Origin of the sequence: Janthinobacterium sp. LPB2021202312-11-4, from assembly GCF_037049705.1 — a bacterium.
In the GTDB taxonomy this organism is placed as follows: Bacteria; Pseudomonadota; Gammaproteobacteria; order Pseudomonadales; family Pseudomonadaceae; genus Aquipseudomonas.
This window is the reverse complement of sequence record NZ_JBAGKV010000013.1, coordinates 113,628-135,256: the sequence shown is the minus strand read 5'-3', so window position 1 is coordinate 135,256 and position 21,629 is coordinate 113,628. Positions and strand designations below refer to the sequence as shown.

The following is a 21,629-nucleotide window of genomic DNA, read 5'->3' as shown; positions in this document are numbered from 1 at the left end:
AAGCCCGCTCCCACAAGTAGGGCAGGGTTTGTTGCGCTGGATGAAATAATAGATTGCGTTTGCTGGTTATTCTGTTGTTTTGGCGATGGGTGGATGATGTCTGCCATCGGTGCTGATCATTATCTGAACGGCGCCACCACCCAGCGGAGTCGATCATGCACGCCATCAAACTCTACAACTTCCCCCGTTCCGGCCACGCTCACCGTGCTGAGTTGATGCTGTCCCTGCTGCAACTGCCGACAGAACTGATTCTCGTCGACCTGGCCAAAGGCGAGCACAAACAGCCGCAATTCCTGGCGCTCAACGCGTTTGGCCAAGTGCCGGTACTGGATGATCAAGGCGTGGTGCTGGCGGATTCCAACGCCATTTTGGTGTACCTCGCGCAAAAATATGGCAACGGTCGCTGGCTGCCCACCGACCCGGTCGGAGCCGCCAAGGTTCAGCGCTGGTTGTCGGTGGCGGCCGGGCAAATTGCCTTTGGCCCCGGCAGAGCGCGGCTGATTACTGTGTTTGGTGCACCCTACGACGCCGAAGAAGCAATCACGCGTTCACACGACTTGCTCAAGGTGATCGATCAGGAACTGACCAACAACCAATATGTGGTGGGCAACGAGCCGACCATTGCTGACATCGCGGCCTACAGCTACATCGCCCATGCGCCGGAAGGCAATGTGTCCCTGGCGGACTACGCCAACGTCCGCGCCTGGCTGGCCCGCATCGAAGCCTTGCCGGGGTTTGTCGGCATGCCGCGCACCGTCGCCGGCCTGCAACAAACCGCCTGATGCTTGCGGCCCGACTGTGTCGGGCCGTCCACATTGCACTTCGGGAGATGGCGTTATGGAACATTCACCGTGGCATGCCGGCGAACGGCAGTTGCAGGAACATGTGGGTGTTGCCGAGCGGATGGAAACCCTCGGCCGTCGGGTGATTCGCAGCGAGATGCCAGACCAGCATCGCCAGTTCTATCAGCAACTGCCGTTCATGCTATACGGCGCGGTGGACGCCGACGGTCATCCCTGGGCGAGCATTCTCGAAGGGCCGCCAGGTTTTGCCCATTCTCCCGAACCTTCAAGCTTGCAGTTCGATCGCTTGCCGGCCGCCGACGACCCTGCGCAGTTGCAGGCCGGGTCCGCCATCGGTTTGCTCGGTATCGAATTACACACCCGGCGGCGCAACCGTCTCAATGGCCGGGTCGGAACGATGACGGCGAGCGGTTTCGGTGTTTCGGTGGATCAGTCTTTCGGCAACTGCCCGCAATACATTCAGCTCAGGCAGTTCCGCACTGTGCCATTGGCCGACCCCTCGACCCGCATCGCGCAGCACCTCAACGGGCTGGACGATGCGGCCAAAGCGCTGATCGCCGGGGCCGACACCTTGTTTGTCGCCAGTTATGTGGACGTCGACGGCCAGCGCTCGGTGGACGTTTCCCATCGCGGCGGCCAGCCCGGTTTCGTCCGTATCGAAGGCAATCGCCTGACGATTCCGGATTTCGCCGGCAACCTGTTTTTCAACACGTTAGGCAACCTGCTGACCAATCCACGGGCCGGTTTGCTGTTCATCGACTTCAATTCCGGAGACTTGCTGCAACTCAGCGGACGCACCGAGGTCATCCTCGATGGCCCGCAGATAGAGGCGTTTCAAGGTGCCGAGCGGTTGTGGACGCTTGAGGTTGAACGCCTGGTGCGGCGTCCGGCGGCGTTGGCCCTGCGCTGGCGCTTCGATGGCATGTCGCCCAACAGTTTGATGACCGGGAACTGGGAACAAGCCGCCGCGCGCCTGCAAGCCCAGGCTTTGGGGGACGCTTGGCGGCCATTGCGGGTGGTGCGCATCGAAGCGGAAAGCCAGAACATTCGCTCGGTCTATCTGGCGCCCGCCGACGGTGTCGGGTTGCCGGTGTTCCAGGCCGGGCAGCATTTGCCGTTGCGCTTCACGATTGGCGGCCAGACCCATATCCGCACCTACAGCCTGTCGAGCGCACCGTCCGACGATTTTTTCCGCATCAGCGTGAAGCGCGACGGGTTGGTGTCTTCCCATGTGCATGACGAGATTCATGTCGGTGACGTGCTGGAAGCCCGAGCGCCCCAAGGGCATTTCACCGTGGCGCCCCACGAACGTCGGCCATTGGTGTTGTTGGCCGCTGGCGTGGGCATCACGCCGTTGCTGTCGATGGTGCGCGAGGTGGTTTATCAGGGCTGGCGCACGCGGCACATTCGGCCGACGTTTTTCCTGCAGAGTTCGCGGACCCTGGCCGATCAACCGTTTCGCGCCGAGCTGGACCGTTTGCTCGAAGGCGCCGGCGATACGGTTCGCGTGCCGCGCCTGCTCAGCCAACCGGAACCCGAGGCGCGGGAGGGCGAAGACTTCGACCTGACCGGGCGCATCGACACGGCGTTGCTCCAGTCGATCCTCGACGTCGAAGACTACGATCAGCTGGATTTTGTCCTCTGCGGCCCGGGCAGTTTTACCCAAGGGTTGTACGACAGCCTGCGGGAACTGGACATTCGCGATTCAAGTATTCACGCCGAAACCTTTGGCCCGTCGACGTTGCGTCGGCGTCTGGACCCGGACGCGATTGTCATCGAGCAACCGCCCGCCGCGACGACCTCGGTGCCCGTGGTGTTCCAGCGCTCGGCCAAAGAGGCGCGCTGGCAACCGGACGGCGGCAGTTTGCTGGAGTTGGCGGAAAGCCGTGGCTTGCGCCCGGAATTCAGTTGTCGCGGCGGCTCGTGCGGGACGTGCAAGACCCGGTTGATCAGCGGCCAGGTGAATTATCCACAGCCCCCGGCGGAAGTTCCGGAGGAGGGGCAGGTGCTGATTTGTTGTGCGATTCCGGCCAAGGGTGCGCAGCCATTGGTGCTCGATCTCTGACCTGTAGGAGCAAGCTTTGCTCCTACGGGGTATGGCGGCTCAGGCGTAGGACAGGGATTTTTCTTCCAGTAGCTCTTGATAAAGCTCCGTCCACTTGCGGCCCATGTCGTCGGCGGTGAACAACTGCCGATAGCGCGCTTCGGCCTTTATGCCCATGTTCGCCGCGAGCACCGGGTTTTCCCACAAGGTACGCATCGCTTCGCGGAACGCCTGTGGATTACTCGGTGGCACCACCAGCCCGGTTTCGTTGTGGATATTGATGTAGCTGGTGCCGGTGCCGATTTCGCTGGAGATCATCGGTTTGCCGTACATCGCGCCTTCCAGCAACGAAATGCCGAACGCCTCGGAGCGCAGGTGCGACGGAAACACGATGGCGTAGCTCAGTTGCAGCAGCGCAACCTTGTCTTCATCCCCCAACCGCCCGAGGAAGTGGATATTGCGCAAACCCAACGCCTTGGCCTGGGTATGCAGTTCTATTTCCTTCGGGCCGGCGCCGACGATTACCATCGGATAGTTCACGTCTTTCAATGCGTCGAGCAGGATGTGCAAACCCTTGTAGTAGCGCATCACGCCCACAAACAGGAAAAACTTATCCCCAAGCTTCTGCCGCCAATGGGCCATGCGTTCGGTGTCAGGCTGTGGATAACCGGCCTTGTTCAAACCGTAGGGGATGATGCGGGTCTTGTCCTGAAACTGCTGCAACACATCGCTGGTGTGCAGGTAGTTGGGCGAGGCGGCGACGATGCGGTCGGCGCTGGCCAGGAAGCGGTTCATCAGTGGCCGGTAGAGTTTGAGCAATGTTTTCTGGCGAATGATGTCCGAGTGGTACGTCACAACGCTGGGCTTACGCGTCCCGCTGGCGAAGTGAACTACATCCATGAACGGCCAGGGAAAGTGATAGTTGATCACGTCGGCCTCGGCCGCCAATTCGCGAAATTTTTTGAAGACGCTCAGGGAGAATCCTGTGGAGGCGAACTGAAGATCGAGTTTGGCCCGATGCACTTCATGCTGTCCGATTTGCACCATGGGTGGTGTTGGATCGCTGCTTAGGGACAGCACTTGGCCCTCTATGCCTTGCTGGGCACAGCTTTCGCAGAGTTGGAAGATCACTTGCTCGATCCCGCCGACGGTATCGGGAAGGGACGTCTTGTAAAAATGAAGAACTCGCATTCAACCTCTCAGAGCCTGGCGATAGGCGCGGGCGGTAATTTTCGCGCAGCGCTCCCAGGAAAAAAGCTTCGCTTGTTGCAGCCCCGCTTCTCGGCAGGCCTGCCAATGCGTCTTGTCGTCGATCAAGCGGCTCATGGCATCACGCAAGCCGTGGGGATCGTCCGGTTCGATGTAGTTGCCCGCCGCGCCCGCGACTTCCGGCATCGCCGAATGCCGAACCAGCATCACCGGCGTGCCGCTGGCCATGGCCTCCAGCACAGGCAAACCAAAACCTTCGTAGAGCGACGGAAAAATCAGCGCCCGCGCGCCGGCCAGCAGTTGCGCCACGTCCTCATCCGGCAAATAGCCGAGCAAGCACACGTGACCGGCGGCCAGGGCCTGGCGCAACTCGTCGCTGAATTGCTCGCGCTGCCAGCCGGCCATGCCGACGATCAACAACGGAAAGCGCTGGCGTTGTGCCTCGGGCAGCAAGGCATGGGCGCGCAGGGCCAAGGTCAGGTTTTTGCGCGGCTCCAGAGTGCCGACGCACAGGAAATACTCCCGAGCCTCGACCCCATGGGCCTTGAGCACGGCGTCGATGGCGTCGGGCTCGCGGGGGTGGAACCGCGCGGCCACCCCCAGCGGCGCGACGACAAAACGCTCGGCCGGCAGGGCGAAATAGTCCCGGGCCTCGTCGGCGATGGCCTGGGAGTCGGTCAGAATCAGCCGCGCCTGCTGCACGCCATTCGCCAGTCGCCGCTCGATTTCCCGCAAACGGGCCGGTGGTTGGGTTTCGGGGTAATGCAGGTGCGTCAGGTCATGCAGGGTGATGACGGTCGGGCCGTCGAACGACAGCGGCCACAGGCTCGGCTCGTGATAGAGGTCGATGGCCTGCAACCGGCCTTGATCAAAGCGTTTCTGCGCCAGCCAGCGGCGGGCCTGATAAGCGCCGGGGATTTGCCGCAACAGTGGCGTCAGTCGCGAGTAACCGGGCATCGCCGCTTCAGGCAGCGAAGCGCTCCAGCCCCAGCCGTGGAACAACGACAGCTCAACGTCCGGCTCACAGGCGAGGGCACCCACCAGTTCGGCGACGTAATGGCCGATACCCGTGCGCGGGGCCTGGAGAATCCGGGCGTTAAGGGCTATTCGCATACTGACGCTCTGGCAGCGGGCTGTTGAGGTTGCGTTCGATCCGTTGCACCAATTGCGCACTCGCCTCGCGCCAGCTCAGCCAGCGCCAGTGTTCGAGGGCCAGCGGTGCCGGAAACACCCCGGAACGCTCCATGTCGGTCACCAGGTCGGTCAGGCTCTGCGGGTCCGCCAGGTCGAAATAGGCCATGTAGTCGCCGCCGATTTCCCGGAACACCGGAATATCGCTGCCCATCGCCGGCAAACCGCGCTGCATGGCCTCCACTAACGGCAGGCCGAAACCTTCGACGTAGGACGGGAACACCAGCGCCGTGGCGTGGGAGTAGGCGTGCTCAAGGCTTTTGTCCGAGAGCGTGTTGAACATGAACAAGCGGTGATTCAGCTGCGGATGCTGGCGGATACGCTCGATCAGCGCGTCGCACTTCCAGCCGATCTTCCCGGCAATACACAGCCGGGCCTTGGACCCGGCAGCCCAGGCGCGTTCGAACGCGTCGAGCAGGTACGCGTGGTTTTTGCGCGGCTCGATGGTGCTGACCATCAGGAACACCGGTTCCGGCTTCTTGAACATCTGCAACAGACCGCGATCAACTTCGGCGACGGGGTCGGTCAGGTCCAGTTCGGAACCGAGGTGGAAATAGTCGAACCAGCGCTGCTGGACCTGTTGCGCACCGATGCGGCGCAGCATTTCCTGGCGCACCTGATCGCGGATGGTGGTGGAAATCGCCACATAGCCGTCGGCCGTGCGGGCGATCCAGTCGAACCAGTCGTTGAACACCTTGACCAGCCCGGCGTCGCAAAATTGCGGGTGGGTCAGCGGGATCAGGTCATAGATCACCGAAACGATGCCGACCCCGTCGCGCTTGAGTTGCTCGGCCAACGGGAAAAAATTCGCGTGCCAGGATGAGTCAAGCAACACCAGTTGATCGCCGGCCCGATGCTGTAACGGCACGCAGCGCTCAGGGATCTGCTTGCCTTTGAGCACCCGGTCCAACAGGCGCATCGGAAGACTCAGGCAGGCAAACGCAAAGAGGCGACAACCGACATACAGCACGCGCCGGGCGAAATGCGATTGGCTGAACGGGCGCCGTCGTTCCAGTGCGCGGTGGCGCATCCAGAAGGTATTGGCCCACTGTTCCAGCTTCACCCGCAGGCTCATCAAATCGACTTTCGGCGTGTTCAACGGCGCCAGGCTTTTCACCTCATAGAGGCGGCCATCGAGCATCACCACCGGGATGCATTCGCGCGTTTCGTCAGCCTTCGGCAGTTGCTGAATCACATTGCGCACCACCCGTTGAATGCCCGAGTTGGCATTGGGGTGCTCGAAGACGTAGGTGCATTCCACCAACAGTCGGCTCATGGCGACACCTGCGGGTCTGCCGCGTGTACAACGGCGTCACTGGAGCGGGTGATGGTGGTTTGCGCTTGCAGCCACGAGCAGCCGACAAAATCTTCCTGACGGTTGTTGATCACGTGGAAGACCAGGCCGTAGTCGCGCCATTCGAAGTTGCGATCCAGGTGCGAGTCCAGGCGTGACAGGCTCAAGGCAATCGAATAATTGCCCTTGCCCAGGCGCATGTCGAAGGCAAAACGGAAGGTGACCCGCTCGCCGGCACTCAGGTCGGTGACCGGTTTGTCCAGACGATGGGTGTTGATGCCGTAAATGGCCTGGCCCAGGCGATCCTTGATCATGAAACCCAGGATCAACCGTTCGATGTCTTCGCGGACTTCGGTCTGCACTTCCAGCACCATTGGCTGGCCGACTTCCGCCACTTCCACGGGGCGCCCTTGGGCGTCGAGCAGGCGCACGCTGAGAATGCGCGCCTCACCGGTGCCGGAGATGGTTTGCACCTGACCGTTGGCGAGCATTTCCTGGCGCACGGTCTGGCCTTCGCGCTGGGCGAGCATGGCGTTGTAGTAGTCCATGACTTCTTCGGGTTTACCGCGCATGGCCATGCGCCCGCCTTCGAGCAGGATGGCGGTGTCGCAGATCGACTGAATCGCCGAGCGGTCATGGGAGACGATCAGCAGGGTAGTGCCGGCCTTGCGGAAGTTGCGGATGCGGTCGAAGCTTTTGTGCTGGAAGTAGGCATCGCCCACCGACAACGCTTCGTCGACGATCAGGATGTCCGGGCGCCGCGCCGTGGCGACGCTGAACGCCAGGCGCATTTGCATGCCGCTGGAGTAGGTGCGCACCGGGTGGTCGATGGCTTCGCCGATTTCGGCAAAATTTTCGATTTCCGGCATCAACCCTTCGATCTCTTCAAGCTGCATGCCCAATAACTGACCGGCCATGAAGACGTTCTGCCGGCCGGTAAAGTCCGGGTGGAAACCCATGCCCAGTTCGAGCAACGCGGCCACTCGGCCTTCGAGTTGAATCTGGCCGCAGGTGGGTTGGGTGGTGCCGGTGATCATCTTCAGCAGCGTGCTTTTGCCCGCGCCGTTGACGCCGACGATGCCCACGGCTTCACCGGGCTGGATCTCGAAATCGACCCCTTGCAAGATCCAGTGCTGGTGGTGATGGGTGCCGGAAAACGGCACCAGCCATTCGAACAGCCGGCTCCAGCGGTTCGGGTACTGTTTGTAGGCCTTGCCCAGGCCACTGACGCGTATATGTCCCATCAGAGTTCGTCCACCATTTCACCGACACGCTGGCGGAAAAGCCGCAGCGCCATCGCGCAGAACACCAGCCCGACCACCAGCAACGGGATCAGTGAGTGCCAGTCCGGCCATTGGTTGTAGAGGAACACGTTCTGGTAACTGGTCATCAGCGCAGTCATCGGGTTGAGCCCGATCACATGCTGGATGCCCGGCGGCAGGATCGAGATCGGGTACACGATCGGTGTCAGCCAGAACCAGAATTGCAGGAGGATGCCGAAAAACTGCCCGACGTCGCGAAAGAACACGTTGAGAATGCCGAGGATCATCCCCAGCCCGGCGGCGAAGATCACTTGCAGGATCAGCAGCGGTATCAGCGCCAGCAACGCCATGCCGGGCAAGCGTCCGCTGATCAGCAGAAAGCCGAAGAACAGCGCCAGGATGATCGCGAAGTTGATCCCGGCGTTGAGCAGGGCGATCACCGGCAGGCAGATGCGCGGGAAGCTGATTTTCTTCAGCAGGTTGGCGTTTTCCAGAAACATGCTCTGGCTGCGGGTGGTGATTTCCGAGAACAGGCCCCAGGTCAGCAGCCCGGCACACAGGTAGACGCTGTAGGCCAGGCTGTCATCCACGCCCGGCAAGCGGGCGCGCATGATCTGGGAAAAGATCACCGTGTACACGACGATCATCGACAGTGGGTTGAGGACGGTCCACAGGGCACCGAACAGCGAATTGCGATAACGCGCCTGGAATTCCCGCTTGACGCTGCCGAGGACGAATCCACGGTAGTTCCACAACGAGCGGTACAGATTAAGCAGCATTCAAACCGTCCTGCCGTATTGGTCTTCGAAGCGGACGATATCGTCCTCTCCCAGGTATTCGCCGCTTTGCACTTCGATGATCACCAGATCGATGACCCCGGGGTTTTCCAGGCGATGCTTGTGTCCGGCGGCAATGAACGTGGATTCGTTCTTGGCCACCAGATGGGTGCCGGTGCCGTTGTTGGTGACCTTGGCCATGCCTTCGACCACGACCCAGTGTTCGTTGCGGTGGTGGTGCATTTGCAACGACAACTTGCCGCCCGGTTTGACCACGATGCGCTTGATCTTGAAGCGCGTGCCTTCTTCGAGCACGGTGTAAGTGCCCCACGGGCGGCTGACGGTGCGGTGCAGGCGATAGGCCTCGTGTTTGTCGTCCTTGAGCTGCTTGGCCACCCGGCGCACATCCTGGGCGCGGTCGGCATGGGCCACCAGCACGGCGTCGGCGGTGTCGACGATGATCAAGTTATCCACACCCACGGCAGCGACCAAGCGGCCCTCGCTCTGGACGAAGTTGTTATGGCTGTCGACGAAAATCGCGTCGCCACTGGCGCGGTTGTTTTGTGCGTCCGCCGGCACCAGCGCGGCCAGGGCACTCCAGGAGCCGATGTCGCTCCAGTCGAATTGGGCGGGCACCACGACCACTTTGTCCGAGCGTTCCATCAACGCGTAGTCGATGGAGATGTCGGTGATCTCGGCAAACAGCGCCGGCGACAGTTCCTGTTGCAGGCAACCACCGGTTTCCACGGCTGCGCTGACGGCCATGCAGGCGCGGGTCTGTTCCAGCAATTCGGGCGCGTGGGTTTGTAGCTCGGCCAGCACCGTGGCCACCGAGAAACAGAACATCCCCGAGTTCCACAGGAAGTTGCCGCTTTCCAGGTAATGCGTCGCGGTTTGCAGGTCGGGCTTTTCCACAAAGCGCTGCACCCTGGCGGCGCCTTTGTCGTCCAGCGGGGCGCCGGTCTCGATGTAGCCGAAGCCGGTTTCCGGCGCCGTCGGCACCACGCCAAACGTCACCAGATAACCGTTTTTGGCCAGCGTCACGGCGTGCTTGACCGCGCTGTGCAAGGCATCCACGTTGACGATCAGGTGATCGGCCGGCATGACCACCATGATCGCGTCGTCACCGTGCAGGGCTTGCAGCGACAACGCGGCGGCGGCGATGGCCGGGGCGGTGTTGCGGCCCGTCGGCTCCAGCAGGAAGTGCCCGCGATGCCGGGCCAGTTGCGCGTCCTGGTAGTGATCCTTGCTCTGGAAGTAGTACTCGCGGTTGGTCACCGTGACGATGTCACCCCAACCATCGAGCAGGCCCGCCGCCCGCCGATAAGTCTTGCCCAGCAGCGACTGGCCGTCGGGCAGGGTCATGAACGGCTTCGGATGCCCTTCGCGCGACACCGGCCACAAACGGGTCCCGGCACCGCCGGAGAGAATCACAGGAATCAGCATGGCCTACTCCTTGGCAACGCGTTTCATGTCCGCATCCATCATCATGCGGATCAAGGTATCCAGATCGGTTTTTGGCTTCCAGCCCAGTACACGCTGGGCCTTGGCCGGGTTGCCGAGCAGCACGTCGACCTCGGCCGGGCGGAAGAACGCCGGGTCGATCTTCACGTAGTCGCGGTAGTTCAGGCCAATGTGATCGAAGGCGATCCGGCACATCTCGCGCACGGTGGTGGTCACGCCGGTGGCGACCACGTAATCGTCGGCCTTGTCCTGTTGCAGCATCATCCACATCGCTTCGACGTAGTCGCCGGCAAAGCCCCAGTCGCGCTTGGAGTCGATATTGCCCAGGCGCAGTTCCTGCTGTTTGCCTTGCTTGATGCGGGCGGCGGCGTCGGTGACTTTGCGGGTCACGAATTCGATGCCACGCAGTGGCGATTCGTGATTGAACAAGATGCCGCTGCTGGCGTGCAGGTTGAAGCTCTCGCGGTAATTCACGGTGATCCAGTGGCCGTAGAGCTTGGCCACGCCGTAAGGGCTGCGCGGGTAGAACGGGGTGTTTTCGTCCTGCTGCTCGGCCTGGATCAGGCCGAACATTTCGCTGGTGGACGCCTGATAGAAACGGGTGTGCGGGCTGAACTGGCGGATCGCCTCGAGCAGGTGGGTCACGCCCAGGCCGTCGACGATGCCGGTGGTCACCGGTTGATCCCAGGAGGCGGCGACAAAGCTTTGTGCCGCCAGGTTGTAGACCTCGTCCGGCGCCGACTTGATCACCGCGCGCTGCACCGAGCAGGCATCGGCCATGTCGCCGTCCAGGTAAACGATGTCACCCTCGACCCCCATCTCGCGCAGGCGCCAGCGTGAATCGCTGCTGCGCCGGGCCACCAGGCCGTGAACCTTGTAGCCCTTGTCGAGCAACAGTTTGGCCAGATAAGCGCCGTCCTGGCCGGTGATCCCTGTGATCAGTGCACTTTTAGTCATTCTTCTCTTACTCGCTTCTCCCAGTCGGACAGGATCGCCCGCAGGGATTGTTGTGTTGTGATTTCAGGCGTCCATCCTGTGGTCTGGGCAAGCTTGGCAGGGCTACCACAAACGCGACGCTGATCGGCGCGCCGAAGACGCGCCGGGTCCTGAATCAATTGCAGGTCGACCTGGGCGAGGTCCCCCAGTTGTTCGATCAAACTGCGGATGCTCTGCTCGCGCCCCGAGCAAATGTTGTAGACCTGCCCCGGCGTGCCTTTTTCCAGCAGCGCCAGGTAAGCCGAAATCACATCGCCGACATCGAGGAAATCGCGGCTGACGTCGATGTCGCCGACTTCCAGTTGCGGGGCTTGCAGGCCTTGTTTGATTCGGTTGATCTGCCGCGCGGCGCTGGCGATGACGAAGCTGTCCTTCTGCCCGGTGCCGATGTGGTTGAACGGGCGGGCGACGAGCACCGGCCAGTCTTCGCTCAGACCCCACTGCAGGCTGAGGAATTCCGCCGACAGTTTGCTCACGGCGTAAGGATTGCGCGGGCAGGGTGGCTGGAGTTCGGTGATCGGCAGTTGGGCTTCGCTGACCTGGCCGTAGACGTCGCCGGAGCTGACGTACAGGAAGGTGCCCTTGAAACCGCGCGCCTTGAGGGCTTGCAGCAGGTTCAGGGTGCCGAGCAGGTTGATGTTCAGCGTGCGCGCAGGGTCGCGGAAGGCTTCGGGAACGAAGGTCTGGCCGGCCAGGTGAATGACCGCATCGGGCAGTTCGGGCCACAGGTCTTTGAGGCTGTCCGGGTTGCCGAGGTCATAGCGGGACGGCGCAGGCAGCAGCTCCCATTCCGAGGCCTTTGCATTCAGACGCGATTGGATGTGTTGTCCTACGAATCCACTCAGACCCGTAACGAACAGACGCTTTTTCAAACAGCGACCCCTCGGTCATTACACTTCGTCCATTCCCCACAGGCTTTACGGAGATGTCTTACAGACCGGGTGGATTGCTGGGTCGAAAGACAGGCGAAATGTTTTGTTGTAGTTGTTTGGTAGCCAATCTGTGCCAATTGCTTGGCAATTTCAACAGGCCAAACCGTGACTGGTCAGTTCTCGTTAGCGTCGCCCGATTTATTCTCGCCGGGCGGTTCACGAATCCTCAACGGATGTGTTTAGAATGCCCCTCGTCACGATTACCCAAGGTTCGGTCGGGTTGTTCTGAAACCTCGCGAAGCTGACCATTAAAACAAGAACGTAGACGGGCAAGAAGACGATGGACGAGGGCCGGCAGACGCCGACTCGATCCGTGGCTTTGCCGTCATAGAGTGGGGCTGCCGGAAGGGCGGTTTCATCGTGAGATGCCATGAATTTCATTCTTTACTCGGACGTCAACGACAGCTCCATCAGCCAGAGTCTTGGTCGTCCCGAATACAGTTATTACTTCGTGCTCAAGGCGTATCGCCCGGTGTTGGAAAGCCTTGGGCGGGTGCACGTGGTGTCGTCGGCCGCCGAAGTCGATCCGCTGTATCGGCAATTGCAGCAGGCCGGCCAGGAATGCCTGTTCCTCTCGTTCTCGCCACCGAATAAAACCCCGACCGATTTGCAATGCCCGATGGTGTGCGTGGTGGCCTGGGAGTATGACTCGATCCCGTCCGAGGACTGGAGCGACGACCCACGGCAGGATTGGAGCCAGACCCTGGCGCGGCATGGCCGGGTGATTACCTTGTCCAGCCACACCGCCCACGCTGTACGCCGCGCTTTGGGCGAAAACTTCCCTGTGCTGGTGCTGCCCACGCCGTTGTGGGAGCGTTTCGCGCAGGTGCGTCAGCAGTATCCGAGTGCGCCGATCAATCCGGGTTCCACGCTGCAGATCAAGGGCTGCATCATTGACAGCCGCACCTTGGGATTGTCGGCCGATGGCTTGATCGCGCCGATTCTCAACGAGCAGGAACTGGAACTGCGCGACCTGATTGTCGAAGAGCCTGAACCCGAGCCGGAATCCCCGCCACCACCACCGCCGCTGACCTTGCGCCGCCGTGGGTTCATCACCAAGCATTACCTGCGTGAGGGCTACCGGGCCCTGACGACCGACACTGAGCACCGGCCGCTGTTTCTGCTCAAGCACAACCTGTTGATGTGGTATCGCGAAGCCGTTCGCGACCTGGTGCCGCAGGCCCTGCGCGCGCAACTGACGCGGTTTCGTTCGCCAGCCCCCGAGCCATTGCCAGAACCATTGTCAGAACCGTTGCCACTGCCGCTGGCAACCACCGTCAGCGAAGCGCTGGAGCAGACCGAGCACCCGCAAGCCTGCCTGCCCGACACCACTGAACAGGTGGGCATCGAGGTCAGCGGCGTGGTGTATGTCAGCGTGTTCAACCCTGATGACGGGCGCAAGAACTGGCACCACCTGATCACCGCATTTTGCTGGGCCCTGCGTGATGCCGAAGACGCTACGCTGGTGCTGAAAATCACCCAGAACGACTTGTCGACCTACTACGTTCACTTGATCACGTTGCTCTCGCAACTCTCGCCGTTCGCCTGCCGGGTGGTGGTCATGCACGGCTACCTGCAAGACGAGGAATTCGCCCGGCTCTACGGCGCGGCGAGTTTCTACGTCAACGCGTCCCGCTGCGAAGGCTTGTGCCTGCCGTTGATGGAATTCATGTCCTGCGCCCGGCCGGTGATTGCGCCGAACCACACGGCGATGGGCGATTACATTGATGAGCGCGTCGGGTTTATCGTCAAGTCCAGCCATGAGCCGACGATCTGGCCGGAAGACACGCGCATCCTCTATCGCACCCTGCGCCATCGCCCGGACTGGGGCTCGTTGAAAGCCGCTTATGCGGACAGCTATGCCATGGCGAAAAATCGTCCAGAGGACTATCAGGCCATGGCCAGCGCCGCCAATGAACGTATGCGCGATTACTGCAGTTTTGCGCCAGTGCAGCAGCGTCTGGCGCAGTTTCTCGGGATGACCCCGGGCAGCGAAACCACGGCGCTGGAAGCCGAGGCGGGGACTGCATCATGCTGATCATCATTCATTCGGAAACCAACAAGAGCAACATCCAGCAGAACCTCGGGCGGCCCGAATACAGCTACTACTTCGTGCTCAAGGAATTCCGCCCGGTGCTGGAGCGACTGGGCCAGGTCATCGAAGTCAGCGACCCTGACGAACTGGTCGACCGCTTGTATTTCGACTGCTTGAGCCGGGGCGAGGACTGCATTTTCCTGTCGTTTTCGCCGCCCCATCGCACGCCGATTCATTACGCCTGCCCGACCGTCCCGGTGTTTGCCTGGGAGTTCAGCACCATCCCCACCGAGAGCTGGCAGGGCGAGCCTCGCCACGACTGGCGACTGGTGTTGGACGCGTGCGGCATGGCGATTACCCATTCGACGTTTACGGTCAACGCCGTGCGCGATGTGATGGGCGCCGAGTATCCGATCTGTGCCATCCCCGCGCCGGTGTGGGACCGGTTTGCCGCACGGGGCCAGCAACTGAGCAACCGCCCGGTGGTGGAACCGGTGCAACTGAACCTGCGTGGTTTGTTGATCGACAGCCGCACCACGGATTTGCGCGCCTATGGCCCGGCCGAATTACGCGAGGGGACGCCAATTGCGCTCGACGGCCCGCCGCAGGATTGCTCGTTGCAGCTTGCAGGCGTGGTCTACACCTCGGTGTTCAACCCCTACGACGGGCGCAAGAATTGGCAGGACATGCTCAGCGCGTTCTGCACCACGTTCCGCGACACCCCCGATGCGACCCTGGTGTTGAAACTGACGCACCATGACATCGCCAACGCGCTGAACGACATGCTGCACCACCTCTACAAGAATCAGTCCTACCAGTGCCGGATCGTGCTGATCCACGGTTATCTGGCCGACGCGGATTATGAACGGTTGGTGGAGGCCACCAGTTACGTGGTCAACAGCTCCTACGGCGAGGGGCAGTGCCTGCCGCTGATGGAGTTCATGTCCTGCGGCAAACCGGCGCTCGCGCCGCTGAACACGGCGATGGCCGATTACGTCGACAGCGACAACGCGTTCATCGTCGCGTCCACCGACGAGCTGACCGCGTGGCCCCACGATCCCCGGGCGGCCTACCGCACGCTGCGTTACATGACCGATTGGGATTCGCTGTGCAGCGCTTATCGCGCCAGCTATGACGTGGCGAAAACCGATGCGCAACGCTATGCCCGGATGTCGGCCCATGCGGTCGAAAGCCTGGAGCGATTCTGCAGCCAGGCCAGCACCGAACAGCGCTTGCTGAGGTTTTTCGAACAACGGTTGCACCGGGCCAAGGCCTTGCCTGTGGAAGCCTCGGGCGCATGATCCGGCGCTTGCTCGCACGATTGCGGCCAGCGTCGCCGCCAGCGCCAGTGGCGATCGCCAGTGTGTCGCCGCGCGATGTCGGTTTGCATGACGCCATCCTCGACGGCTGGTTCTTGAACGCCACCGGCGAACTGCTCAAGGGCTTTGCGATCACCGCTGAGGACACGTTGCTCGACGTCGGTTGCGGTGAAGGCGTGGCGACCTTGTTTGCGGTGCGGCAGGGCGCGTCGGTGATCTTTACCGACAGCGAACACGACAAGGTCCGCGACCTCGCCCGGCAAGTGGAAGCGCAGTCCGACAAGCCGAATCTGGGGCTGGTGAGCAACAGCCTGCCGCTGCCCCTGGCCGATGGGTGCGCGAGCAAAGTCGTGTGCATGGAAGTGCTTGAGCACATCGACCAGCCGGAACCGTTCATGGCCGAACTGGTGCGCATGGGCCGCCGCGGCGCGCTGTACTTGCTGAGCGTGCCGGCGCCTGTGGGCGAGCATTTGCAGCAAGGCATCGCGCCGGCCAGCTATTACCAGGCACCCAATCACGTACAGATTTTTACCCCCGAGCGCTTTGCCGCGATGGTGGAAGACGCCGGGCTGGTGATCGAACATCGCCAGGCCAGCGGGTTTTTCTGGGTCATGGGCATGATCTTTTTCTGGGCCAGCGAACGGGCCGCCGGGCGTGACTTGGGCGGCGCGGTGCGCGACCGGATTCAGGCGCCGTACCCGCCGCTGATGGAGAGTTGGGCGAAAACCTGGCAAGACCTGCTGGCACAGCCCAACGGTTTGGCGATCAAGCAGATGCTCGATCAGTTCATGCCCAAGAGCCAGGTGATCATCGCCCGCAAACCGCTGGCTGCCGAGGCAACGCCCGGGAGAATCCCATGAGCAGCAAACGGATCATGGACATCGAGTTGCTGCGGGGCATCGCGGTGCTTGGCGTGTTGTTCCATCACCTGCAAGGCAGCCTGTTCACCGACACCGTGCCGTTGCTGGAAAACATCCATGCCTGGGCGCAGCCGTGGTGGGGCGTCGATCTGTTTTTTGCGATCTCCGGTTTTGTCATTGCCCGCAGCCTGATCCCGGCGTTGCAGGGTTGCAGCACGCGCCAGGAATACTGGCAGCAGACGCGCAACTTCTGGCTGCGTCGGGCCTTTCGATTGTTGCCGTCGGCGTGGCTGTGGCTGGCGCTGATGTTGCTGGCCTGCGTGCTGATCAACCGCTCCGGGGCCTTCGGCACCTTGCACGCCAACCTGCAAGCAACCCTGGCCGGGGTCGCGCAGTTTGCCAATTTCCGGTTTGCCGACAGCTTCTATCGCTACGAGTACGGCACCAGTTTTGTCTACTGGAGCCTGTCGCTGGAGGAGCAGTTCTATCTGCTGTTCCCGCTGCTGATTCTGATCTGCCGCAAGCACCTGGTCTGGGCCTTGCTGGCGTTGGTCGCGGTGCAGTTGTTCACCTTGCGCACGCCGATCCTGATGGTGGTGCGCACCGACGCACTGGCCCTCGGCGTGCTGTTGGCGATGTGGAGTGCGCGCCCCGATTACCAGCGTTGGGAACCGACCCTCTTGCGCAAGCCGTGGGCCGGTGTATCGGCGCTGCTGATCCTGGCGGTGGCGCTGAGCGTGATGGCCACCGATCGCTTCACCTTCACCAGTTACCGGATCGGCGTGATTGCCGTGCTCAGCGCGGTGCTGGTCTGGATCGCCTCCTACAACCGCGATTACCTGATGCCCGCCGGTTGGCTGAAAAACCTGATGGTGTGGATCGGCAGTCGCTCCTACGGGATTTACCTGATCCACATTCCGGCCTATTCGCTGGTGCGGGAAATCATCTTCCGCTTGCAAGCCGCCGGTTTGCCGAGCCCGGCCGGCCACCCGGCGCTGACGATCCTGATCGCGGGCGTGCTGATCGTGCTGTTGAGCGAACTGAATTACCGCTTGGTCGAAATGCCCATGCGCAATCGCGGCGCCGCGCTGGTGCAACGCTTGAGCACATCCCGAACCGCCGTCCCATCCTCTGGAGCGACCTCATGCTGAGGCTTTTGAAGAAACTCACGGCGGGCACGCCCGCTCCTGCGCCTGTGCATCCCGTGGCTCCGGTCGCCAACAAGGTTGACCCGTACATGCTCGGCCTGCGCGACGCGGTGCTCAGCGGCTGGTTCAACCAGCAAACCGACGAGCTGTTCACCGGTTTCCGGATCACTCCTGAGGACACCGTGCTCGACGTCGGCTGCGGCGATGGCGGCAACGTGCATTTCTGCGGCATGCGCGGGGCGAAAATCATCATTGCCGACATCGACGGGGCCAAGGTCGAAGCGACTCGCCAGCGCCTGGGCGACACGCCGGCGCGGGACGTCGAATGCCACGTCACCGACTGCAACCCGCTGCCGATTGCCGATGCGACCGCCACCCGCGTGGTGTCCACCGAAGTCATCGAGCACGTCGACGACCCGGCGCAGTTCCTCGCCGAGCTGGTGCGGGTCGGCAAACCGGGGGCGCTGTACCTGCTCAGCGTTCCGCATCCGAGCTCCGAAGACCTGCAAAAGGACATCGCCGCGCCGGAGTATTTCCAGAAGCCGAACCACATTCGCATCATCAGCGAAGAACAGTTCAAGGCGATGGTCAGCGACGCCGGCCTGGAAGTCCTGAGCCACACCCAGTACGGGTTTTACTGGTCGATGTGGATGCTGTTGTTCTGGGAGGCCAAGGTTGATTTCAGCAATGCCGACCATCCGTTGCTCAACCATTGGGCCGACACCTGGGAAGCCATCCTCGCCTCGCCACGGGGCGCGCAGATCAAACAGGCGCTGGACGCGGTCGTGGCGAAAAGCCAGGTGATCATCGCCCGCAAACCCTGAACCCGCCTGCCTGTGGGAGCGGGCTTGCGCTCGAAGAGGGCCTGTCAGTCACCCTCATGGTTGAATGACACACCGCTTTCGCGAGCAAGCCCGCGCCCACAGGTTTTGTGTACCCTGTAGGCCTGCGTTTTCAGGGATCAGGGATTTCATGCCGTTTTTCGTTCGTCTCTCGGTCCTGCTTTGCGCGGTGCTGTTGCTCAATGCGTGTGAGCAACCCAATGCACCCCCACTCGATCAACAACTCTACGTCTGGCAACGCCAATGGACCCCGGCTCATGAAGCCGCGTTGCGGGACAGTCGCGCCGATTTCTCGACGTTGCGGGTGTTAGCGTTGCAGGCCTTCCCGCAGGAAGGCTGGCGGCGGGCGCGGATTGATTCGGGGCTGCTCAAGCAGGATGGCCGGCCGCTGATTGCGGTGATTCGCCTGGACGGCCAGCTCAAGGCACTGGATCAGGACGACGTCATTGCGCAGATCCAGCACGTGCTCGGCGACTGGCAAACCCAAGGCTTGACCCTGGCCGGGGTGGAAATCGACCACGATGCCGGCAATGCGCGGCTACCGGCTTATCGGATGTTTCTCACGCAGTTGCGCGCCGCATTGCCGGCCGCTTTACCGTTGAGCATCACGGCATTGCCAGCATGGCTCGACAGCCCGGAATTGCCAGGGTTGCTGGCGACGGTCGATAGCAGCGTATTGCAGGTGCACGCAGTCAGTGATCCACGGCGTGGGTTATTCGATGCCGATCAGGCCAGGCAATGGGCCAAGGCTTGGAGCCGCACCACCGCCAAGCCGTTCTATCTGGCGCTGCCGGCCTATGGCGTGGCGTTGTTGCCGGACATCAAGGGTGCCCCGGTCGTGGAAAGTGAAGTGCCCATTGCGCGCGGCGGCAAACGCCGGGAATTGCTGGCCGATCCTGTGCTGTTGCGCCAATTGGTCCTGGAATTGCGCCGCGATCCGCCGAAGCATCTGGCCGGGCTGATCTGGTTCCGCCTGCCGCTGGCCGGTGACCGCCGGGCCTGGAGCCTGACGACCCTGGGCGCCGTGGCCCGTGGCGGTTCATTGAGCAGTCGCCTGAGCCTGCAACTATCCGAACAAAACGGCCTCTATGACATCGCCGTGCGCAATCAGGGCAACCTCGACAGCGCCTGGCCCGAACGCCTGACGCTGGCGGTGCAAGGCTGTGATGGCGCCGATGCCCTGGCCGGATATGCGTTGCAACAAACCCCGGACCTGCTTACCTTCACCCGCTTGCGCGACGGGCGAATGGCGGCCGGAGGCCAGCGTGCCATCGGTTGGGCACGTTGCACAAAAATTGATCAAGGAGGTTCGAATGTTCAGCCGTAACTGGCCACGCCATCTGCTCTGCCTGAGCCTCAGTTTGCCGCTGGGCTCGGCGCTGGCCTGCGGGCCGATTTTCCCGATGCGCCTGCTGGATGACCGGGAGCAGTCACTGTCGGAGCTGCCGGAAGGCAACTTCCGCTTCGAGGTCAATCGCCTCGGGCAGGCCATCGCCGGGCTGAAGAAGGTCACGGCGGCCACCAACAGCCCGGGTTACAACTACGGTGATACGCCGTCCTACACCGAGCAACGGGACAGCGCCGAGCAGGCCGGTTTGACCGCTGAACAGCAAGCGTTGGTCAAGCAACTGCGTAGCCTGACCGATGGCCATCAAGTGGAGGCTCAGGGCGCGATCCTGCCGATTGATCTGCGCTTATACCTGGCGGGGGCCGTGGCGTTCAACGCCGGGGAGCATGAGCTGGCCGCCGAGTATTTCCAGAAGGTGCTGGCACTGCCGGCGGACCAACGAGCGTTGCGCAGCACCTGGGCGGCGTATTCGTTGGGCCGGGCACTGTATGAAATGAGCGCCGAGGCGGATGCCGGGCCGGACCTTTTAAATCAGTCAAAAAAGGCTTTCGAGCTGACCCGCCAGTTGAGCATCGACGGCTTCAGCGATCTCCTGGAACTGGGCGTCGCCAGCCTCGGCGAAGAGGCTCGCGTCGTTCGCACAGCGGGGGACTGGGACCGCGCAATCGAACTCTATGCCACGCAAACCCTTCACGGCTCAGAGGTGGGTTACTCCTCGCTCAAGCAATTGATGAACGAACTCACGGCGCTGCCGGACGATCAATTGGCGGTGTTGCTCAAGGGCAAAACGGTGCAGCAATTGGTCACGGCGTCGTTGATCAGCCGCGTCGGCTGGTCATTCGACGAACAACCGCCGGGCGAGAAGCGCTTGATTCAACGGCTGCAAAACAGCACGCGCGGCAGCCTGGATAACGCCGATCGGCTGGCGGCGATGAATTACCAACAGGGCGACTACGCCAGCGCCAAAGCCTTGGTCGAACACGCCGGCGACGGCGGCCTGGCCTGGTGGGTGCGGGCCAAACTGGCGCTGCGCGACGGCGACAAAACAGCCGCCGCCGGGGCGTATGCGAAAGCGGCCCAAGCGTTCCCGCAGAGCGAATCCTGGAGCGAGCGGCCCACGCCTGACTGGGATTTTGAAGGCATCATCATCCAGCCCAAGTGCCGGGTCGAAGGTGAAAGCGCGATCCTCGCCCTGCAACGTGGCGATTACCTGCAAGCCTTCGATCAGCTCTATCGCAGCCAACACATCTACTGGCTCGATGCGGCCACGGTCGCCGAGCGGGTGCTGACCGTCGACGAGCTCAAGCATTACGTCGACACCCAAGTGCCGGCCGTACCGCCGCTGTCCCAGCAGGATCGCGACAACTACGTGCCGCTGCCGGTGGCGGCGAGCCTGCGGGATTTGCTCGGGCGGCGCTTGTTGCGCGAGGGCCGTTACGACGAGGCGCCGGGTTATTTCGACAATGTCGATTTGCAGAACAAGGCCCGGGCCTACGCGCAATTGCGCCAGGAGGCCGACTCCGCGTGGTGGCCGACCACTCGCGCCGCCGCGCTGTTCAACGCCGGGAGCATGGCCCGTGAGTGGGGGATGAGCCTGCTGGGCTATGAGATGTCGCCGGATTTTGCATCGCTCGAAGGCAACTACAGCCTGGAGACGACGGCGCTGAAGGTCGGGCCGTTGGTGGCCGAAGGTGAGGTGCAGCGTCAGCAAGCCACCCTCGCCAAACCGGATGTGCGCTTCCATTACCGTTTCGTCGCCACCGCGTTGGCCAGTCAGGCGGCGGACATTCTGCCCCACTCCAGCCAAGCGTTTGCGGCAGTGCTGTGTCATGCGGTGGGTTGGAATTCCAGCCTTGAAGAGCAAAGTGCGTTTTACCAACGCTACGCTGAGCAAGGGCCCTACGTGAACTGGGCCGCGAACTTCGGCCATCAATGCCCGTCCCCGGACTTCCAGGCTGCCAATAAACGCTATGCGACCGAGCTGGTCGCGCCATTGCGTTCAGCACTGCGGCCTTACAAGCAGGCGCTGGAATATGGCGGTGTGGTGGTGATCGTGGCGGCGGCGTTGTTCTTGATCAATCGCCGTCGCCGCAAGGCGCAGTAAGG

At 62.1% G+C, this 21,629-nt stretch carries 17 protein-coding genes; 9 read left to right on the top strand and 8 right to left on the bottom strand.

The genetic code is table 11. From position 1 onward, the window contains the following. Positions 1 to 155: 155 nt before the first annotated feature. Positions 156 to 782, top strand: a complete 627-nt coding sequence (locus V5E99_RS15905) for a glutathione S-transferase family protein (RefSeq protein WP_499803294.1) — start codon at positions 156 to 158, stop codon at positions 780 to 782. A gap of 55 nt (positions 783 to 837) precedes the next feature. Further along, a complete protein-coding gene (locus V5E99_RS15900; RefSeq protein WP_499803293.1) occupies positions 838 to 2,868 on the top strand; it encodes a 2Fe-2S iron-sulfur cluster-binding protein in 2,031 nt (676 codons plus the stop codon). Positions 2,869 to 2,907: 39 nt separating this feature from the next. On the opposite strand, the gene V5E99_RS15895 is transcribed toward V5E99_RS15900, so the two are convergent. The 8 genes from V5E99_RS15895 to V5E99_RS15860 are packed head-to-tail and all read right to left on the bottom strand — an operon-like array spanning position 2,908 to position 11,911. Continuing rightward, positions 2,908 to 4,038: a glycosyltransferase family 4 protein gene (locus V5E99_RS15895; RefSeq protein WP_499803292.1), complete on the bottom strand. Its 1,131-nt coding sequence runs from the start codon at positions 4,036 to 4,038 to the stop codon at positions 2,908 to 2,910. Beyond that, positions 4,039 to 5,169, bottom strand: a complete 1,131-nt coding sequence (locus V5E99_RS15890) for a glycosyltransferase family 4 protein (protein ID WP_499803291.1) — start codon at positions 5,167 to 5,169, stop codon at positions 4,039 to 4,041. After that, positions 5,153 to 6,523 carry a glycosyltransferase family 4 protein gene (locus tag V5E99_RS15885; protein ID WP_499803290.1) on the bottom strand — a complete coding sequence of 457 codons (1,371 nt, stop codon included), beginning with the start codon at positions 6,521 to 6,523 and terminating at the stop codon, positions 5,153 to 5,155. The genes V5E99_RS15890 and V5E99_RS15885 overlap by 17 nt, the downstream gene beginning before the upstream one ends. Continuing rightward, entirely contained in the window at positions 6,520 to 7,785 is a 1,266-nt protein-coding gene (locus tag V5E99_RS15880; RefSeq protein ID WP_499803289.1) for an ABC transporter ATP-binding protein, read from the bottom strand. Before V5E99_RS15880 ends, V5E99_RS15885 begins: the two co-directional genes overlap by 4 nt. Continuing rightward, on the bottom strand, positions 7,785 to 8,582 hold the full coding sequence (locus V5E99_RS15875; RefSeq protein WP_499803288.1) for an ABC transporter permease: 798 nt from the start codon (positions 8,580 to 8,582) through the stop codon (positions 7,785 to 7,787). The genes V5E99_RS15880 and V5E99_RS15875 overlap by 1 nt, the downstream gene beginning before the upstream one ends. Continuing rightward, complete coding sequence (locus V5E99_RS15870; RefSeq protein ID WP_499803287.1) at positions 8,583 to 10,025, bottom strand: mannose-1-phosphate guanylyltransferase/mannose-6-phosphate isomerase; 1,443 nt, start codon at positions 10,023 to 10,025, stop codon at positions 8,583 to 8,585. A 3-nt stretch (positions 10,026 to 10,028) separates the two neighbouring features. Beyond that, the gene (gene gmd / locus V5E99_RS15865; RefSeq protein ID WP_499803286.1) at positions 10,029 to 11,000 is read right to left on the bottom strand and encodes a GDP-mannose 4,6-dehydratase; all 972 of its coding nucleotides are present in this window, start codon (positions 10,998 to 11,000) and stop codon (positions 10,029 to 10,031) included. Further along, positions 10,997 to 11,911, bottom strand: a complete 915-nt coding sequence (locus V5E99_RS15860; RefSeq protein ID WP_499803285.1) for a GDP-mannose 4,6-dehydratase — start codon at positions 11,909 to 11,911, stop codon at positions 10,997 to 10,999. The genes gmd and V5E99_RS15860 overlap by 4 nt, the downstream gene beginning before the upstream one ends. A 430-nt stretch (positions 11,912 to 12,341) precedes the next feature. Here V5E99_RS15860 and V5E99_RS15855 point away from each other — a divergent pair, with 430 nt between their 5' ends. From V5E99_RS15855 to V5E99_RS15825, 7 genes are all read left to right on the top strand, one after another. Next, complete coding sequence (locus V5E99_RS15855) at positions 12,342 to 14,009, top strand: glycosyltransferase (protein WP_499803284.1); 1,668 nt, start codon at positions 12,342 to 12,344, stop codon at positions 14,007 to 14,009. Continuing rightward, positions 14,003 to 15,307 (top strand): glycosyltransferase, encoded by a 1,305-nt coding sequence (locus tag V5E99_RS15850; RefSeq protein ID WP_499803283.1) that lies wholly within the window; start codon positions 14,003 to 14,005, stop codon positions 15,305 to 15,307. The genes V5E99_RS15855 and V5E99_RS15850 overlap by 7 nt, the downstream gene beginning before the upstream one ends. Positions 15,308 to 15,315: 8 nt before the next feature. Next, positions 15,316 to 16,185 carry a class I SAM-dependent methyltransferase gene (locus V5E99_RS15845; RefSeq protein ID WP_499803282.1) on the top strand — a complete coding sequence of 290 codons (870 nt, stop codon included), beginning with the start codon at positions 15,316 to 15,318 and terminating at the stop codon, positions 16,183 to 16,185. Further along, the gene (locus V5E99_RS15840) at positions 16,182 to 17,336 is read left to right on the top strand and encodes an acyltransferase family protein (protein WP_499803281.1); all 1,155 of its coding nucleotides are present in this window, start codon (positions 16,182 to 16,184) and stop codon (positions 17,334 to 17,336) included. Before V5E99_RS15845 ends, V5E99_RS15840 begins: the two co-directional genes overlap by 4 nt. Continuing rightward, on the top strand, positions 17,330 to 18,157 hold the full coding sequence (locus V5E99_RS15835; RefSeq protein WP_499803280.1) for a class I SAM-dependent methyltransferase: 828 nt from the start codon (positions 17,330 to 17,332) through the stop codon (positions 18,155 to 18,157). Before V5E99_RS15840 ends, V5E99_RS15835 begins: the two co-directional genes overlap by 7 nt. A gap of 148 nt (positions 18,158 to 18,305) precedes the next feature. Next, positions 18,306 to 19,502, top strand: coding sequence for a DUF3142 domain-containing protein (locus V5E99_RS15830; protein ID WP_499803279.1), 1,197 nt, complete (start codon positions 18,306 to 18,308; stop codon positions 19,500 to 19,502). Beyond that, entirely contained in the window at positions 19,489 to 21,627 is a 2,139-nt protein-coding gene (locus V5E99_RS15825) for a hypothetical protein (RefSeq protein WP_499803277.1), read from the top strand. The genes V5E99_RS15830 and V5E99_RS15825 overlap by 14 nt, the downstream gene beginning before the upstream one ends. Positions 21,628 to 21,629 lie beyond the last annotated feature (2 nt).